16 protein-coding genes and 3 tRNA genes are annotated in these 16902 nt (G+C 62.7%); 11 read left to right on the forward strand and 8 right to left on the reverse strand.

Annotated features, from left to right (window positions below; all coding sequences use genetic code 11):
* Positions 1-7: 7 nt before the first annotated feature.
* Positions 8-2791 carry a PAS domain-containing protein gene (locus tag BO74_RS04805; RefSeq protein ID WP_496440455.1) on the reverse strand — a complete coding sequence of 928 codons (2784 nt, stop codon included), beginning with the start codon at positions 2789-2791 and terminating at the stop codon, positions 8-10.
* Positions 2792-2827: 36 nt separating this feature from the next.
* Complete coding sequence (locus tag BO74_RS04810; protein WP_496440457.1) at positions 2828-3976, reverse strand: FIST signal transduction protein; 1149 nt, start codon at positions 3974-3976, stop codon at positions 2828-2830.
* A 99-nt stretch (positions 3977-4075) separates the two neighbouring features.
* On the opposite strand from BO74_RS04810, the gene BO74_RS04815 reads away from it, so the two are divergent.
* The 4 genes from BO74_RS04815 to BO74_RS04830 all read left to right on the forward strand — a co-directional run bounded on the left by BO74_RS04815 (position 4076) and on the right by BO74_RS04830 (position 6039).
* Positions 4076-4615 carry a septation protein A gene (locus tag BO74_RS04815; protein WP_496440458.1) on the forward strand — a complete coding sequence of 180 codons (540 nt, stop codon included), beginning with the start codon at positions 4076-4078 and terminating at the stop codon, positions 4613-4615.
* Positions 4615-4917, forward strand: a complete 303-nt coding sequence (locus BO74_RS04820) for a YciI family protein (RefSeq protein WP_496440459.1) — start codon at positions 4615-4617, stop codon at positions 4915-4917. The genes BO74_RS04815 and BO74_RS04820 overlap by 1 nt, the downstream gene beginning before the upstream one ends.
* Positions 4914-5180 (forward strand): BolA family protein, encoded by a 267-nt coding sequence (locus BO74_RS04825; protein ID WP_496440460.1) that lies wholly within the window; start codon positions 4914-4916, stop codon positions 5178-5180. The genes BO74_RS04820 and BO74_RS04825 overlap by 4 nt, the downstream gene beginning before the upstream one ends.
* 73 nt (positions 5181-5253) lie before the next feature.
* Positions 5254-6039, forward strand: coding sequence for a peptidylprolyl isomerase (locus BO74_RS04830; RefSeq protein ID WP_496440461.1), 786 nt, complete (start codon positions 5254-5256; stop codon positions 6037-6039).
* 72 nt (positions 6040-6111) lie between these two features.
* Here the strand turns inward: BO74_RS04830 and BO74_RS04835 are convergent, their stop codons facing one another.
* Both BO74_RS04835 and BO74_RS04840 read right to left on the reverse strand, forming a co-directional pair.
* Positions 6112-6957, reverse strand: a complete 846-nt coding sequence (locus BO74_RS04835) for a glycosyltransferase family 2 protein (protein WP_496440462.1) — start codon at positions 6955-6957, stop codon at positions 6112-6114.
* 170 nt (positions 6958-7127) lie between these two features.
* Complete coding sequence (locus tag BO74_RS04840) at positions 7128-8174, reverse strand: Gfo/Idh/MocA family protein (protein WP_496440463.1); 1047 nt, start codon at positions 8172-8174, stop codon at positions 7128-7130.
* Between the two features lie 231 nt (positions 8175-8405).
* On the opposite strand from BO74_RS04840, the gene BO74_RS04845 reads away from it, so the two are divergent.
* Complete coding sequence (locus tag BO74_RS04845; RefSeq protein WP_496440464.1) at positions 8406-11048, forward strand: winged helix-turn-helix domain-containing protein; 2643 nt, start codon at positions 8406-8408, stop codon at positions 11046-11048.
* 295 nt (positions 11049-11343) lie between these two features.
* Here BO74_RS04845 and BO74_RS04850 read toward each other — a convergent pair.
* From BO74_RS04850 to BO74_RS04860, 3 genes are all read right to left on the reverse strand, one after another.
* Positions 11344-11419, reverse strand: a tRNA-Glu gene (locus BO74_RS04850).
* A gap of 20 nt (positions 11420-11439) precedes the next feature.
* A tRNA-Gly gene (locus BO74_RS04855) sits at positions 11440-11515 on the reverse strand.
* A gap of 8 nt (positions 11516-11523) precedes the next feature.
* A tRNA-Asn gene (locus tag BO74_RS04860) sits at positions 11524-11599 on the reverse strand.
* A gap of 24 nt (positions 11600-11623) precedes the next feature.
* Here BO74_RS04860 and BO74_RS04865 point away from each other — a divergent pair.
* Positions 11624-12019, forward strand: a complete 396-nt coding sequence (locus tag BO74_RS04865) for a hypothetical protein (protein WP_496440466.1) — start codon at positions 11624-11626, stop codon at positions 12017-12019.
* Here the strand turns inward: BO74_RS04865 and ahbB are convergent, their stop codons facing one another.
* The gene (ahbB, locus tag BO74_RS04870; RefSeq protein ID WP_496440467.1) at positions 12020-12970 is read right to left on the reverse strand and encodes a siroheme decarboxylase subunit beta; all 951 of its coding nucleotides are present in this window, start codon (positions 12968-12970) and stop codon (positions 12020-12022) included.
* A 311-nt stretch (positions 12971-13281) separates the two neighbouring features.
* Here ahbB and BO74_RS04875 point away from each other — a divergent pair, with 311 nt between their 5' ends.
* The 5 genes from BO74_RS04875 to BO74_RS04895 all read left to right on the forward strand — a co-directional run bounded on the left by BO74_RS04875 (position 13282) and on the right by BO74_RS04895 (position 16880).
* Positions 13282-14412 carry an ABC transporter substrate-binding protein gene (locus tag BO74_RS04875; RefSeq protein ID WP_496440468.1) on the forward strand — a complete coding sequence of 377 codons (1131 nt, stop codon included), beginning with the start codon at positions 13282-13284 and terminating at the stop codon, positions 14410-14412.
* Between the two features lie 12 nt (positions 14413-14424).
* Positions 14425-14886: a hypothetical protein gene (locus tag BO74_RS04880; protein WP_496440469.1), complete on the forward strand. Its 462-nt coding sequence runs from the start codon at positions 14425-14427 to the stop codon at positions 14884-14886.
* 34 nt (positions 14887-14920) lie between these two features.
* A complete protein-coding gene (locus tag BO74_RS04885) occupies positions 14921-15544 on the forward strand; it encodes an SCO family protein (protein WP_496440470.1) in 624 nt (207 codons plus the stop codon).
* Between the two features lie 5 nt (positions 15545-15549).
* On the forward strand, positions 15550-16008 hold the full coding sequence (locus tag BO74_RS04890) for a copper chaperone PCu(A)C (protein ID WP_496440471.1): 459 nt from the start codon (positions 15550-15552) through the stop codon (positions 16006-16008).
* 146 nt (positions 16009-16154) lie between these two features.
* On the forward strand, positions 16155-16880 hold the full coding sequence (locus BO74_RS04895; RefSeq protein WP_496440472.1) for a FadR/GntR family transcriptional regulator: 726 nt from the start codon (positions 16155-16157) through the stop codon (positions 16878-16880).
* The last annotated feature ends 22 nt before the right edge of the window (positions 16881-16902 follow it).

Raw genomic sequence — 16902 nt, forward strand, 5'->3', positions numbered from 1 at the left:
CGATGCTCTAGTCATGCCGCTCCCGCTGGACTACCCGTGCGAGAGCCACGGCCAGCAGTTCCAGTTCCTGCGCCAGCCGTTCGATCAGGTCATCCGTTTCGCCGCACGCGCCCCTTGCCGCAAGCCGCTCGATACGCTGGGCGAGATCTTCTGCCGGGCGCGCATGAAACAGCCCGAGATTGCCGCGCAAGGCGTGCGTGACAAAGAGCAGGGCGTTGGCATCGCATGCCGCACGCCGCGCCCGCAGTTTGCCCAGCTCCGCCGGATACCGGTCCAGGAAGGCGGCAGCGACAATATCGAGCACCTCCGGATCGGCTCGCCGTAGCGCCGCGGCGTAATCAAAGGAAGAGGACACAGGCGTTCGGCCGCTTCCCGGAACAGGGGCCATGGTACGCGACGATGGCGTATCGCCCTGCACGTGGCTGATAAGCGGAGAGAATGACCCGGCCGTGGCGGTCGCATCGAAAGCAACGCCGGCACACACCCCGAAGTGCGCAGTGAAATGAAAGGTGCTGCCCCGCCCGGCCTCACTCTCGGCCCAGATGCGGCCGCCCAGCGCTTCGGACAGACGCCGCGAGATCGACAGCCCCAGCCCGCTTCCGCCGTAGCGCCGGGTCATCGAGCTGTCCTGCTGGGTGAAGGCATCGAAAATGGCGTCGAGCTTGTCTGCGTGAATGCCGATGCCGCTGTCCTTGACCGAGAACTGGCAGAGCACGCCCGTCTCATCCTGCTCCAGCAACGCCACCGTGAGGATGATTTCACCGTGTTCGGTGAACTTGATCGCATTGCCGACCAGATTGACCAGGATCTGCCGCAGCCGCCCCGGGTCTCCGACAACCTCCTGCGGCACCTCCGTGCCGATGTCGCAGACGAGTTCAAGCCCCTTCTTGAAGGCATCGATGGCCAGCGACTGCAACGTCGCATCGATCGTGCGCCGGAGATCAAATGGAATGTTCTCGATCTGCAGCTTGCCGGCCTCGATCCGGGAGAAATCGAGGATATCGTTGAGTACGGTGAGTAACGATTCGGACGATGACTTGACGACCTGCAGGTACTCGCGCTGCTCCTCGTCGAGCGCGCTGTCGAGCACCAGCTCGGTCATCCCGATGATCCCGTTCATCGGCGTGCGGATTTCGTGGCTCATGTTGGCGAGGAAGTCGGACTTCGCCCGGTTCGCCGCTTCGGCAGCCTCCTTGGCGCGCTGCAGTTCCTCGGACACGCGACGGGCTTCGCTGATGTCGGCAATGTAGCCGTTCCACAGCATGAGGCCGTCCGGCGAACGTTTCGGCCGGGCCTCGGTATGCGCCCACACGATCTCGCCGGTTTGGCGGTGCGTGAGCCGGTAGTCCTGTGCCCACGGCACCTCGCGCGCTCTTGAATCGGCAATCGCCGCGCGAATCCGACGCAGGTCATCGGCGTCGATCTGCGCGCGGAACTGGTCGGCATCAGCCATCGCCATTTCTGCCGGCACGCCGCAAATCCGTTCGAGGCCGGAACTGAAGAAGGAGAAATACGAATTGCCGCTGGCCGGCTGTACGAACTGGAAAACCGCGAGCGGCAGATTCTCCGTCACTTCGACCAGACGTTCCTGCGCCTGCTTCAGCCGTGTCACGTTCTGCCAGATGCCGGTGAATACCGCGTTGCCGTTGGGCAGGCGCTCGGGTTCCGGGTTGATCTCGCTGCGGATCCAGCGGATCGATCCATCCGGAATCCGCACGCGGAACTCGTCGCGCCAGGGCACCAGCCGCTCGGCGGCGTCCATCACTCCGTCATAAATCCGCTGGCGATCCTCGTCGACGATCTGCCGGGTCGCCACGAAGGGATCGGCGAACAGCGCCTCACGGTCCAGTCCGCGAATTTCCATCGCCCGGTCGTTGATGAAGGTATAGCGGATCGTTCCGTGCCCGACTTCCCACTGGAAGACCACGCCGGGCAAGGTATTGGTGATGTGCAGCAAGCGCTGCTCGGCCGCCGCGATGATGGCCTCCTGCCTCTTGCGCTCGGTGATGTCGGTGCGGATCGAGATGTACTGCACGGGAACGCCGGCTTCGTCGCAAAACGGGACAATCGTGGCGCTGACCCAGTAACGACCACCGCTTTTCGTTCGGTTGCACATCTCACCCTGCCAGACCCGCCCGGCGGCAATCGTCCCCCACATCTCTGCATAGAATTCCGGCTGATGGGCGCCTGACTTGACGAGGCGATGGTTCTGGCCGATCAGTTCGTCGCGTGAATAGCCGTTGATCTCGCAGAAGCGGTCGTTGGCATGGGTAATGTTGCCGTTCACGTCGGTCGTACTGACGATCGCGTGCTGATCGAGCGCGAACTTCTGATTGGCCAGATCGGCCAGGGCGCCGCGCAAATGCCGCTGGGCGACCTCGCGCTGCTTGACCAGATCGCTCATCAGCGTCGACAGCGCTTCGATGTCATCAGTCTCGCGCGGCAGCGGCGCATCACCGCCCGAACCGATCATTTCGTTCGCCGCCTCGCGCAAGGATTCAATCGCCCGGCGGCTGCGCGCCAGTTCCTCGCGCAACCGGTCATTGGCCTGCAACACCTCGTGCGAACTGAGTTCGAGACCGCGTGCGGTCAGTTCCAGGTCGCGATCGTTTTGTTCGTAGGCGGCACCGACCCGATCGAGAAACCCTTCAAGACCGGCGAGAAAGCGCATCGTCTCGGGCGCGAGCCCCGGCTGGCTGGACAAGGCGCCGAGATCCGCCAGCACCCGTTTCAGGCGCGATTCGTCGCTCCCGAACACGCGCCGGAGTTGGCGAGCAAGCAGCCTATGCACGATCGTCAGCGTACGGAATCATCGCATCGCCCTCATTCAGTCGGTCCATTCATCGATGTAGGCGACCATCACCGTCTGGTTGTGCAGCTTGCTGGTATCGCCGGGAGCAGGCGGGCTGATTTCGCCGAAGGAGTAGAAGCCGGCCAGCGGGACATCCTTGCCGAAAACATCGAGAACCCCCTCGACTTCCTCCTCGACGCGCTCGCCCATGACCAGCTCGCGCCCCACGCAACTGACCATGAACACCATCCCGGTGCCTCGACCGTTTCCCGGCAACATGCGCATCGCCGACTCGGCGGCGGACTCGGCGCCGCCGACCAGCCGGTCCGTGCTGGCATGCGTCATCCGCAAGTAACTGCCCGGCACGATATCGTCACCGAATCGCAAGGCGCCCGCTGCAACATCGATACCCAGCATGGAACGGATCAGCCCGACTTCCTGATGATTCGCATCAAGCATGGCAAACGGGAAGAACTGGCCAACGAGCGGCAGATCTTTCGCGTAGTCGCCGAGATAGCGCCGATAAACATCGAGCGCGGGTTCGCCGTCGAGTTCGTACAGAATGTTCCCGTCGCAACGCGTGACCTTGCGCGCGGCCCCGAACGGCGTCCAGCCGCCATGTACACCAAAGCCGAAACGCAGCCGTTCCCCGTAAAGGCCGAGCGCCACCGCCGTCTCGGCATCCACGCCAGAATCATCCAGCACCAGCGTCGTGTAATACCCTTCGTGCCGGCTGGCCAGTCCGCCCGTTACCGGCACGCCATCCCCCAACACCTCATTGAAGCCCGCGAGAAACGCGCCGCCCCGGATCCCCACGCCCTGTCCGAGCAGTACAACAGCCCGTAGACCGTCCTTTGACAACGACTCGGCAAGGCGCTGTCCGGTAGCGAACGAGGAGTCCTTGCCGGCCAGCCTCGCGGACACCGTGACGACCCGTGCATGCTCGAAACGCACGCCGGTCAGCACGCAGGCGTCGGTCTCGACCCCGCCCGAAGAAACCGAATACGCCGCCGAACAGCCGATGCGCCGCGCCGCCGGCAGTTCCCTGGCCAGCGCCGGTGCCACGGCCTCGAGAACACCGGAACGCCCAAAAGCAAAAACCAGGTCGGGCTGAAGCGCGACAAGAGGCGACAACAGCGCCCCGATATCTGCGCCCTCGCGCAGGGTGACCTGAACGGTCTGCATGAAATCCCCCCTGAAGCCCTTGGTGACAAGCCGCGGACGACAAATGGACGCGCCGTGGCAAATGGGCAATAATTCCGGGCCATTCTAGCCGGTTTCGCCATGAAATTTCTCTTCGATCTGTTCCCCGTCATCCTGTTCTTCGCGGCCTTCAAACTGAGCGACATCTTCGTCGCCACCGGCGTCGCCATCGCCGCCACCTTTGCCCAGATCGCCTGGGTGTGGTTCAAGCACCGCAAGGTCGATACGATGCTCTGGGTCAGCCTCGCGATCATCACCGTCTTCGGCGGCATGACCCTGATCTTCCACAACGAAACCTTCATCAAGTGGAAGCCGACCGTCCTCTACTGGGCGCTCGCCGCGGGACTGGCCGGCAGCACGCTGTTTTTCCGCAAGAACATGATCCGCACGCTGCTCGCCGAGCAGATCGACGCGCCGGACTTCGTCTGGCAACGCCTCAACTGGTCATGGATCGGCTTTTTCACTTTCATGGGCCTGGCCAATCTGGCCGTGGCCTTCGCCTTCAACCTGTCGACCGAGATCTGGGTCAATTTCAAGCTGTTCGGCGGCATCGGGATGATGCTCGTCTTCGCCGTGATCCAGGGTCTCATGCTGTCGAAATACATCGAGGAAAAGAAATAATGCTCTACGCCATCATCGGAGAAGACGTCCCCGGCTCGCTGGAAAAGCGCCTGGCGGCCCGCCCGGCCCATCTGGAGAGACTGAAAGCGCTGCAGGACGAAGGGCGGATGATCGTCGCCGGCCCCTGCCCGGCCATCGACAGCCCCGACCCGGGCCCGGCCGGTTTCTCCGGCAGCCTGATCGTCGCCGAATTCCCGTCGCTGGAAGACGCCAGGGCCTGGGCCGATGCCGACCCTTACGTCGCCGCCGGCGTGTACGCCAGGGTCACCATCAAGCCGTTCAAGAAAGTTTTCCCGTCTTGAGCAACATCGAGTCGCTGCTGCGCGAACGGCTCGCCTTCCTCGAACCGCTTCGCTGCGAGGTCATCGACGATTCGGCCCTGCATGCCGGCCATGCCGGCGCCCGCGAAGGCGGCCATTACCGCTTGCTGATCGTCTCGACCCACTTCGTGGGCAAGACGACGCTGCAGCGCCACCGACTCATCTACGACGCATTGGGCGAACTGATGCGGAGTAGAATACATGCGCTGAGCATCCGCTCATTGACGCCTGAAGAAGCGCCGTGATCGACCATCTCGGTTTCCCCCGGTCACCCGCATAGACGCGGCCCGGACCGACAACCCACCAGGAACACGCAACATGAATACACCCTCGAAACTCGCTGCTGCCCTCTTCGCCAGCGCCCTGTTGTCGTCCCCGCTGCTGGCGGCCGACAAACCCTTCGTCAAGGTCAACGGTGCGGCCGTCTCGCAAAGCTTCGCCGACACCTTCATGGCCGAGCAGAAGGCCAAGGGCGCGGCCGATTCGCCCGAGTTGCGCAACGCCGTGCGCGAGGAACTGATCCGCCGCGAAATTCTTTTCCAGGAGGCCAAGAAGGCCGGTCTCGACAAGAAGCCTGACATCGCCGCGCAAGCCGAAGCCGCCAAGCAGGCCATCCTGATCCGCAGCTACGTGCAGGACTACATCAAGAAGCATCCGATCGAGGAAGCCAAACTGCGTGTCGACTACGAAAAGGTCAAGGCCCAGGTCGGCGGCACCGAATACAAGGCCCACCATATCCTGGTCAAGGAAGAAGCCGAAGCGCAGACGGTCATCGACAACCTCAAGAAGGGCGCGAAGTTCGACGAACTCGCCAAGCAGTCGATCGATCCGGGCTCGAAGGAGAACGGCGGCGATCTCGGCTGGGCGGCCTCCAGCAACTACGTGAAGCCTTTCGCCGACGCCCTGGCCGCGCTGGAAAAGGGCAAGTACACCGAGAAGCCCGTGAAGTCCGATTTCGGTTACCACGTGATCATGCTCGAAGACACCCGCCCGACCACCTTCCCGCCGTTCGAGGAGGTCAAGCCGCGCCTGCTGCAACAGGCGCAGGCGCAACAGATCACCAAGATGGTCGAGGGGCTGCGCGCCAAGGCCAAGGTCGAATAAGCCAGTCTGACCCCGCAACAAGCCGCCGGAGCGCATTGCGCCACCGGCGGTTTTTTCCGCCCTGCTGACGAACTACGAGGTCGCGCCCGCGGCAATCTCGCACAGAGGTGCCTTACCGATCATCCGCCGATATTTTTCCGCCCGACGGTGTCCGTCACGATAACCACCATTGGCGGAAACCGTTCCCGCCTCGAGGTGATCGAGATGACGGAATAGTATGCGCGCCGACATCACGCGACGCCGATAGCCGGCTGCCAGCAAGACATCCTGCGCCTCGTAGCCAGGAATCCGCTCCGTCATCAGGAATTTCTGGGCCGCATCGCGCATGATGCCCAAATTCCACAGCGCGAAAAAACTCTTGATGTAGGTTTCACGAAAAGGCTTGGGCGGCCTCGAAGGAAGTCCGAGCGCGAACTTCGCACGGCGGAACTGGTGGCTGGAAAAGCGCGTTGCGAACCGCCATGCCGACTGTAACCAGCCGCGATTGATCTGATCGAGACAACCGACGACAAACAGCTTTTCATCGGAAAGGCAGTGCGCGAGCATTTCACCAAAGAGTCTTCCGTCGTAAACCAGCGTGTCGGTATGCAGCAGGAACAGGTAGTCACACGACGTTCGCGCCTGGATGAGATTCAGCGCCCGTCCGTGCGCCAGAAAACCGGCTTCCGGCCCATCCGGCTGCCGCTCGATCAGATGAATCCAGTCGAGCGATCGCAAATAGGCACTGCTCTCGTCGGACGAACCATTATCGACAACCCAGATTTGGGCATCGTAGCCGGACAGCGATTTTCTCAACAATTCAAGGCACGCCCGGGTCATGTCCGCCGTCTTGTAGTTAACCAGAGCGACGGCGAATCTCGGCGCTGCGGAGACCGCCTCCAGGGCGTCGGAGCAAAGAACAAGAGAGGAATGACTCATTGAAACACCGTGAGGATAACGAGGAAGCCGCATCCTACGGCGCGCCGCTTAAACGGATCTTAAGCGAATGGTTTCAATATGTAAGTAGTTGTTATTACTATTAAAACGGGTTAAGAAACGGCAAAAACCGGTTAGCGCGAAGCCCCCGCAGGAAAAATACACGTGTTGGATCACCCTTGTTCGGCCCCGATCTGCACGAGACAACCGCTCGCTGCCGAATCGAAAATCGCCTGAACCACCCGCAGCGTTTGCACGGCATCACGGCCAGGAACCTTCGGTGCAGCCTCGCCACGGACCACCGCACAGAAGTGCCGGAGCTGGCGAACCAGCGGGTCCTCGTTCGACGCCGGAAGACGTTCACGGGCGAGCGGAACACCCCATCCTTTTTGCTCGCCGTAACGCCACAACTCCAGACGGGGAACGGACAATGCACCCTCCGTCCCGGAAATCAGGTAGCAGTTTTCGTCGTTGTACGGGTAGAACGGATTCTCCCCGGAAGTCAATTCCCAACTCCACGGACCGACGGCCGTGTCGGAAACGGTCAGCGAGCCCAGCGCGCCGTTGGCGAAACGCAACAGGATCGCCGCCGTGTCCTCCACCGGATAGCCGCGCACGGCGTTCGACGTCATCGCCTGCACCGCGACGATGTCGCCGCAGAGGTAGCGCAGGTCGTCTATATCGTGCACCGCGTTGGTCAGCACCGGCCCGGCGCCCGGCGAGCGGCGATGCACGGCCTCGAAGTAGTCCTGCGCCTTGAGCAGCATCCACTGCGCTGAAATCGCCGTCACCCGCCCGATCCGTCCGCTCTGGATCACCTCGCGGGCCACCTCGATGATCGGGTTGTGTCGCCGGTGATGCCCGACCAGCAAGGCCACGCCAGCCCCTTCCGCCGCCTCTGTCAATTGCAGCGCGTCGGCTACGTTGTCGGCGATCGGTTTTTCGACCAGCAACGGAATCCCGCGCGCGACGCATGCCAGACCTGCCGGGACGTGCAGGACGTTCGGCGTAGCGACGATCGCGGCATCCGGACGGACTTTATCGAGCATCTCGCCGTAATCGGCGAAGCACGGAACCCCGAGTTCCTGGGCATACGCGGCGGCCGCAGGCGTCGGATCGGCAATCGCCACCAGGCGGCAACCTGTCTCCTGTCGCATCGTCTCGATATGTTTGCGTCCGAACAGGCCCGCGCCGATCACGGCAATGCCGATGATTTCCATCGTTCTCTCTCCCTGAAAGATGATCGGCAGGAATGTAGCGAAGCACCACGGAAGCCACACCCGACCAAGGTCGGGATGATTCGCCGGATCTGCGACGCCGCGAACTGAGCGCCTTCTCCCGGGGTAGAATCGAACGAAAACAAGAGACGGTCGACCGTCCGCCGAGGGAGAACCCCCTGGTGCCGCCGCGATTCATTTTTTGCCCGGCGTTCAGGACTACAGCGAGCAGGCATGTCATTCACTTCACAACAGGCGCTGGTCAACGCCAAGATCAGCATCCCCGCCCCAGGGCCACATACCATCACCCGGCCGCGCCTGGTCGACGAACTTCGCGACGGATTGCGGCGACCGCTGACAATCGTCACCGCGCCGGCCGGATTCGGCAAGACAACGATGGTGGCCGATGCCCTGCGTGACGAAACGGGGCGTTGCGACGTCGCCTGGCTGTCCCTCGACGCCGAAGACAGGCACCTGATCCGATTTCTTTACCACTTGGTCGCCGCCGTGCAGTCGGCCGTGCCGAACGTCGGCCGCGCGCCGGTATTCCTGATCGGACGGCTGCAGTTGCCGGCGGCCAGCGATCTGCTCACGGCCTTGCTCAGCGAACTGGCGGAGACATCGCGCGACGTGGTGATCGTCCTCGACGGATACCACGCCGTATCCAGTCCAGAAACCGACGCGGCCGTCGCCTTTCTCGTCGATCACCTGCCGACGCAACTGCATCTGGTGTTCATCAGCCGCGAAGTACCGCCGCTGCCGCTGGCCCGCTGGCGCATGCAGCAACGGCTGAGCGAAATCGGGCTCGAATCGCTGCGCTTCTCCGCGAACGAATCCGCACGGTTTCTCACGGAAGCCATTGGCCTCGCTCTGCCAGAAGACCTTCTGCGCACCCTCGAACGAAAGACCGAGGGCTGGATCGCCGGGCTGCAGATGGCCGCGCTCTCCCTGCAACACTCGGCGGACGACGCCTCGATGGCCAGCTTCGCCCAGCGGGTGGATGCCTTCGGCGGTGAGCACCGGCACGTGCTCGACTATCTGGCGGAGGAAGTCTTCAACCGGCAACCGCAAGAGATCCGCGACTTCCTGCAGCGAACCTCGGCGCTCGACCGCCTCAGCGCCCCCCTTTGCGACGCCGTCACCGGCACTGCAAACAGCCGCAACCTGCTGATCCGCCTGGAACAAGCCAACATGTTCCTGATGCGCCTCGACGAAAACCGGCAGTGGTTCCGCTATCACCCGCTCTTCGCCGAGTTCCTGCGCGCCGGGTGCGACACAGAGGAACAGCAGCGCCAGCATCTGCAGGCCAGCCGCTGGTTCGCCGCCAACAATTTCGAGGAAGAGGCGATCCGCCACGCCTTCGCCGCACGCGACTTCCCGAGCACCGTTCGCCTGCTGCGCGACTTTGCCGACAAGGTGCTGGCCCGGGGCGAACTGTCCAAGCTGCGCAGCTGGCTCGACGAACTGCCGGACGACCTGGTCCGCGCGCACAGCGACCTCGCCTGCTACAAGGCCTGGACGCTCTGCCTGGCGGGAAGAACGGCAGAAGGACAACCCTACGCCGCCTTGGCGCGGGAACTCGAATCCGCTGACGAGCCGCTGCATCGCCGCGGCATGCTCGGCGCCATTCACGCCTACATCGCCCTGAGCTGGGGCGACCCCAAGGATGCCGTCACGCTCGCCAAACAGGCGCTGGGACGACTCGGTGACTGCGCCTCGTTCTTCCGCGTCTATGCCCACAGCCTGCTCGGCCAGGCCCAGGCTCTCTCCGGCGAACGCGTCGCGGCGACCGCCACCCTCAGCAAGGGCGTCCAACTCGGGCAACAGCTCGACAACCACTTCATGACCGTCGACACGATGGGCGCGCTGATCCCGATGATGATCGGCCAGGGCAAGCTGCGCGAGGCACGGGCGATGTGCCAGAAGGCCATCAGCCGCTTCGTCGATGCCAAGGACTCTCCCGCCCCGGTCGCTGCGCTGCTCTACATCCGGCTCGGCATCATCGACCACGAACAGAACGATCTCGAATCGGCCCGTTACCGTCTGCTCACCGGCATCGAACTCTCCCGCCAACTCGGCATGGTGTTCTACGCGCTGCTCGGCCTGCGTGCGCTTGCCAAGCTGCAACACGTCTGCGGCGAGCGCGACGCCGCCTGGGACACTCTGGCGGAGGCCAGCGAGATCGCTCAGCGCCCCGAAAGCACCCGCCGCGCCCGCCTCATCTCGCTCGTCATCGCCGAGCTTCAGTTGCGCGAAGGAAATGTGGAAGGCGCGATGCGAACGCTGGATGAGACCCGCGCCCTTCCGTGCGCCGGCGGCGAAGAGGAGGATCTTCTCGCCGCCCGCATTTACCTCGCGCGCCACCAACCGACGCGCGCATTGAACATCCTGTCCACGCTGGAGAAAAACGCCCGGGCGGAAGGTTTCCACGGCAGCCTGATCGTCATCCACATCCTGCAAGCGCTTTGCCGGAAAGCCGCCGGCGAAAAAGCCGCCGCGACGCGCAGCCTGAGCACGGCCGTCTCGCTCGCGGCACCCGGCGGCTACCGGCGGGTCTTCCTCGACGAAGGCCGCGCCGTGGCCGATCTGCTCGGCGAAACGCGCCACGTCGATCCGGGCTTCGTCAACCGCCTGCTCGAAGCATTCGCCCTCGACGAGGAAACGCTCCCGTCTTCCGCCCTGCAACAGAGCCTGAGCCGAATGGAACGGGAAATCCTCAAGCTGCTCAACCTCGGCCTGACCAACCAGCAAATCGGCGAAAAGCTCGGCATCACCGTCAGCACTACCAAGTGGTACCTGACCCAGATGTTCGGCAAACTTAACGTCCGCAACCGCACCCAGGCCATCGCTCGATCCAGGCAACTCGGACTTCTGTAGTTGCCGCTAAAAGATTTCCTTGCTTTCCACAATCGCGTTGCCTAGATTGAAAGCGAAGGATGAGTTAGAGGCCCACAGGATCAGCAAGTTAGCGGATGAAGCAGAAGCTACGTTTCGGGTTCGTACAGGAAGTGCCTGACAACTCTATGTAGTGGGAGAGCATCACCCGGTGGCACTGGCCTGTCGGGCCTCTTGTTTGCCTCCTCGGCTCCTGCTTCCATAAAACAAAAAGCCCGAATCACTCGATTCGGGCTTTTTGCTTGAACGACCGCTATTGCGAATAGCGCCAAAATCTTGGCGTCTCCACGGGGATTCGAACCCCGGTACCTACCGTGAAAGGGTAGTGTCCTAGGCCTCTAGACGATGGAGACAGTCCGTAAAAAGAAATATCTGGAGCGGCAGAAGAGTCTCGAACTCTCGACCTCAACCTTGGCAAGGTTGCGCTCTACCAACTGAGCTACTGCCGCGTGACCTATGGCTCCCCGACCTGGGCTCGAACCAGGGACCTACGGATTAACAGTCCGGCGCTCTACCGACTGAGCTATCGGGGATCAGAGGGCGCGCATTATATAACCATGTACGGTAAAGGCGATAGTGGTTTAGCTATTTTCTTTGCATTTGTCGCCAAAAGAAAAGGCGACCCCACGTTACGCAGTCGGCATCGCCGACTTCCCCCGGCCCGCGTCCGTGGCCCGGCGCTGCACAAGGGGAAGCTAAAAACCATAGGACTTTTACCGCTGGCGGAGAAAAATCCGCTCGGTTTTCCTCCTGCCCTCTGCGTCGTCGAGCAGCGCGGGGCGCCCGGCGAAGCTGGGCGACGCAGCGGGCTGCACGCTATTCTTGGGTATTTCTTCTTGGCAAGACAAGAAGAAGCTCCTCGCCTGCAGGCGAAACACAGCGCTTCAGCGACCAGCCAGGCCAGAGTTCACAAACAACCAAGTGAAATATTCTGGCGGTTCCGGCAACACTGATCAGGCGTAGCGAACGCCGTCGCGCTTGAAGCGCGTCAGCGAGAAGAGAATTTCGCTGGCGTAGGCCGACAAGCCGAGCCGTCGGCGCATCGACTCGATCCGCGTGCAGACGTCCTCGCGTGACGGCCCGCGGAGAATGCTGTAGAGATTGTACGGCCAGTCCGGGAGGCCCCGCGCCCGCTCGTAGCACAGCGCAATCGCCTCTTCGCCGGCCAGCTGGTTGCCGATCTGCTCGGTCAGGGCCTCCGGCACATCCTGCACGAGCATCGCACTCACCCCATCATTCGGTCCGTCACTGGCGACTACGACGCCAAAGCGCTTGATCGTCCCCTCGGCACACCAGCGGCGGATCCGCTCTAGCAGTTCATCTTCGTTGCAGCCGACCCGGCTGGCCAGCACGGAAAACGGCCGGATGAACAAGGGCAGTCCCTCCTGCAGAGCCATGACCAGGCGACGACCGATTTCGTCGAGCACCGTCGACTGGCGCCCGTCGCCGGCATCGCGCCGGAACTCGCGCAACATCGGGAGGGCGACCACCGGATAGCCGGCCGCCTGCTCGATGGCGCCGAGCGCCGCCTGCAGGCGCCCTTCCGACCCGGCGGTGACCACGAACCACAGGTTATAGCGGTGATCGCGTGCGTAGTTGTGGTTGACCTCGGGAAAGCGATTGACCGCCCGCGCTACCGTTTCGAGCTTTTCCGGCGGCACGGCCATCGCGGCCAGCGTGCTGGCGCCAATGCGCTTGGGCGCGAAAACGGCGCCAACGCGAGAGATCCGCCCTTCGCGGCGAAGCTGTTCAAGCATGCGCAACACGGCGCTTTCCGCCACCCCCAGGCGCTCGGCCAGTTCGGCGAACGGCGCCGGGCAGATCGGGAAGTTCTGCTGGAATTCGTGTAGCAGGCGGGCGTCGATCCGGGCGTCGAACAATTCACCTGAGGCTTTATCGGACATTGAAGGCATGAAAAAACGGCTGGAATGGTCGAAGCATAGTATGTCCCCATGCGGAGGCAAAACAAAATTCACATCCGTGACTTCCCCTGCGCGTAAAAAACCGTCATTTGATGCAGCTTTTCGACAACACACCGTTCAAACATTGGTGAAATAATTGGCATACAGCCAAAGTCATATTAGGTAGTATCGAGCTGGGAGCGCCTTTGTCTCCCCGGAATACAACGGGGCAAACAGAAGAACATCCGCAGGCAGCGCTCCTGTCCATGGTTTCGAATCACACCTTTGCACACTCATACAAGGGAGAGTTTTCGATGTCGCTTTTCAGAACGGGGGCATTCCTTTTCGCAGCGTTTTCCTGCGCTGGACAATCGCTGGCGACGGACATCGTCGTCGGCCAGGTCGCGCCGCTGACCGGCCTGCTAGCACCGACGGGCAACCATGTCCGTGCCGGCGCGCAGCTTTATTTTGACGCAGTCAACGCTGCCGGCGGCATCAACGGTCAGAAGATCAAGCTGGTCAGCAAGGATGACGGTTACAAGATTCCGGAAACGATCAAGCAGACCCGCGCGCTGATCGAGGCTGAGCAGCCGATCGCGCTGTTCGGCTACGCCGGCACCGGCAACATCGGCGCAGTTCTGAAGGAGAAGATCCTCTCGGACAACGAGATCCCGCTGGTCATGATCCGCACCGGCGCCTCCTCGCTGGCGAAGAGCGGCAACCCGTGGATGTTCATCACCCGTGCCGGCTATCACCAGGAAATCGAAAAGATCTTCAAGCTCTACGGCTCCTCGGGCTACCGCAACTATGCCGTGTTCTATCAGGACGACCCGTTCGGTCAGGACGGCCTGGCCAGCGCCGAAGCGCTCGCCGGAAAATACAACAGCAAGATCGTCGCCAAGGGCGGCTACCCGAAGAACACCACGGACGTGGACGCCGCCGTCAAGGCCATCGCCGCCGCCTCGCCGCATGCGGTGATCATGGTCGCCAATACTCCGGCGAGCGCGGCCTTCATCAAGAAGGCCAGGGAAACGGGCATGCGCACGCAGTTCATCGCCATCTCGACGACGGACGCCGCACAACTGGTCGAGATTCTCGGCGCGGCAGGCGCGGCCGGAGTCGCCATCACCCAGGTCGTGCCGCACCCGGAAAACCGCACCGTACCGCTCTCGCGCGAAGTGGCTGCCAACTACGCCAAGTTCAAGCCGGAAGGTGTCCACCTCAACCATGTGCTGATCGAGGGCTATGTCGGCGCCAAGGTGCTCGTCGAAGGATTGCGCCGCGCCGGCCCGGGGGCAACGCGCAAAAAGCTGCGCGACACGCTGGAGCAGATGAAGACCTATGACCTCGGCGAGTTGGTGATCAGCTACTCGCCGACCGATCACGTCGGTACCGGTTTCGTCGACATCAACATCATCAGCAGCAACGGCAAACTGCTTAAATAGCACACCCGCAAGATGAACACGCGCCTGACGATCAGCCTCGTGATCGCACTTGCGCTGGCCTGCCTGCTCGTCGCTGGCTACAAGCTGTCGGCGGCATGGCGGGCGCCCCGCGCGACGACCGTGCCTGTTCCGGCCTGCACCCCGTCCGAGCGCGACTGTTCCGTCACGCTGCCGGGCGGCGGCCAGTTGACCCTCTCCGTCACCCCGCGTCCGATTCGCGCACTGCAGACGCTCAATCTGCTCGTCGTGTTCAGCGGCGCGCGCGCCGACCTCGTCGAGATCGACTTCGACGGCGCCGATATGAGCATGGGGTACAATCGGCCGCGGCTTGCCGGTCAGGGCAAGGAATTCACCGGCACGACGATCCTGCCCGTTTGCGTCACCGGGACGATGACCTGGAAAGCCACCGTACTGGCGAGCATCGACGGAGAACGGATCGCCGTGCCGTTTCTTTTCGACGTTGCCGGACGCTGAGGAACTTCGGCAAATCAGAAAAAAAGGGGGAAGCATGTCACGACAGCGCTACTGGATCGCCGCCGGCGTCTGCCTGACCGCGCTGCTCGTCTGGCTGGCGTTCTTCTGGGAGCCCGACATCGGCGCACCCGCGGGACATTCCGGCGTCGTACGCCCGGCCACCGCCCCGCCCTCCGGTGGCGATTTCACGCTGGAATCACCGGGCGGCAAGCTGTCGCTGCAGGATTATCGCGGCAAGGTCGTCCTGCTTTATTTCGGCTACACCTTCTGTCCGGACGTCTGCCCGACCGCCCTGTCGGCGCTGGGACAAGCCCTCGCCGCACTGGCTCCGGACGAACTGGCACAGGTGCAAGGTGTTTTCGTTTCCGTCGACCCCGAGCGCGACACGATGGAAGTCCTGAATGTCTACGCCCCCTTCTTCCATCCGCACATCGTCGGGGCATCGGGAACGCCGGCACAGGTCGCGGAAGTCGCCCGTCGCTATGGCGTGAGCTACATGAGACAGAAATCGGTCGATGATCGCCCCTACACCGTCGACCACTCGTCGTTCACCTATCTGATAGATCGCGAAGGCCGCCTTGCCGCCACGCTGCCGCATGGTGCGCCAGCAGCGGACATCGTTGCGCAGATTCGCCGTCACCTTGGAAGAAAGGGATAACCACCATGAAACTCGCCAAGCCATTGCTCATCTCGCTGTTCCTTGCCGCCATCGCCGGACCGGCCCTGGCCGATTCCGCGCTTTCGGTCCACGCGCCCTATGTCCGCCTGATGCCGCCGGGAATCAAGACGACAGGCAGTTTCATGCTCATCAAGAACGATGGGAATGATGACCGACGCCTGGTCCGCGCCGAAAGCCCGGCAGCGAACATCGTCGAACTGCATACCCACCTCAACGAAAACGGCGTGATGAAGATGCGCCCGGTACCGCATATCGAGGTCAAGGCGCACGGCCAGACCGAACTCAAGCCGGGCAGCTTCCACGTCATGCTGATCGAACTGACCGCCCCCCTCAACGAAGGCGACAAGGTGCCGATCACCCTGAAATTCGACGATGGCAGCAGTATCGCGATCGAGGCGCCGGTCAGGAAGCTGCAAGCGAGCATGCCCATGCAACACAAGTAAAGTTCGCTCCCCCCGGCCGAACTCGCCAGAACAAGCAAGCCCGACTAGACCGCCTCGCTCACTCAAACCCGGCCTAAACCCGTAAAATTGCGGGCCTGCTGTTGAGACAATACCGCTCAAGGCAAACTCTCCGAGTCCGCGACGCCATGCCCATCGAAATCATTGAAACCCGCCGCCTGTACCGGCAGATCGCCGACCAGATCGCCGGCCTGATCGCCGCCGGCGAATACACGCCGGGAATGCGCCTGCCGGCTGAGCGTTTGCTCGCGGAGCAACTCAGCGTCAGCCGGCCGAGCGTGCGCGAAGCCCTGATCGCCCTGGAAGTCGAAGGCTGGGTTGATATTCGCGGCGGCACGGGGGTATTCGTTCGCGACCGTCCGCCCGCCGCGCCCGAGGAAGAACTGCAACCGGAAGCAGCCGAGCGTAAAGAACCGCCCGCCGTCGGACCGATCGAACTGCTCGACGCGCGCGACATGGTCGAACCGGAAGTTGCTGCTCTTGCGGCGAAGAACGGTTCCGAAGAGACGCTGGGAACGCTCTCGCGGATACTCGGCGAAATGGTCTGCTGCGCCTCGACCGACCCGCGACACATGGAGCTCGACCACCAGTTTCACGCCGCACTCGCCGACGCCACGGGCAACGGCGCGCTGATACAGGTCATGGAAACCCTCTGGGCGATGCGCCTCGCGCCGCTCTACGTGCAACTGCAGAACCACTTCCACAACGAGGCCGTCTGGCAACAGGCGATCCTCGAACACCGCGAAATCTACGAAGCGGTCAGGGACCACGACGCCAAGGCGGCGCGCGCCGCGATGCATCGCCACGTGCATAACGCGCGGAAGCGTTACGTCTCCAACTGGCAGGAATCCTGACCTCTCTTTTTCCACTACGCTT

The organism is Propionivibrio pelophilus DSM 12018 (assembly GCF_059569095.1).